Origin of the sequence: Micromonospora sp. CV4, from assembly GCF_003667455.1 — a bacterium.
GTDB lineage: Bacteria > Actinomycetota > Actinomycetes > Mycobacteriales > Micromonosporaceae > Micromonospora.
Map to the genome: position 1 here is coordinate 1 of NZ_RCVI01000050.1, position 621 is coordinate 621.

The window sequence follows — 621 nt, forward strand, 5'->3', positions numbered from 1 at the left end:
CGAGCGGCTGGACCGCACGGTGCGTTTCGGGGCGCTGGTGTGCCTGGTGCCGGCGGTGCTGGTCACGGCCGGCTTGTTGCTGGCCCTGCTGGCCGGCTGACGCGACGACCGGCCGTCCCGGGGTGGGTCGGCCGGCCGTTGACGCGTCCGGGTGTCAGCGGGGGATGATCAACGCCATCGCCTCGGCCCTCGACTTGGAGTCGGTCTGCAGGATGCCGCGCACCGCTGAGGTGATGGTCTGGGCACCCGACTTCTGGATGCCGCGCATCGCCATGCACATGTGCTCGCACTCCAGCACGACGACGACGCCGCGCGGGGCGAGTTTGCTCATCAGCAGGTCGGCGACCTGCGAGGTGAGCCGCTCCTGCACCTGCGGCCGGCGGGCGAAGACCTCGACCAGCCGAGCCAGCTTGGACAGGCCGGTGATCCGTCCGTCCGGGCCGGGGATGTAGCCGATGTGCGCGCTGCCGCGGAACGGCAGCAGGTGGTGTTCGCAGAGGCTCATCACGTCGATGTCCCGGACGATCACCAGCTCTTCGTGGTTGGCCTCGAAGGTGGTGCTGAGCACCTGGGCCGGGTCGACCCGCAGGCCGGCGAAGAGCTCGGCGTACGCCCGGGCGA

Annotated in this window: 1 protein-coding gene; it reads right to left on the bottom strand. The window is 70.9% G+C overall.

The features are described from left to right. Positions 1-154: 154 nt before the first annotated feature. The coding region (gene folE, locus EAD98_RS00250; RefSeq protein WP_121652111.1) for a GTP cyclohydrolase I FolE at positions 155-621 on the bottom strand (467 nt) is incomplete at its 5' end.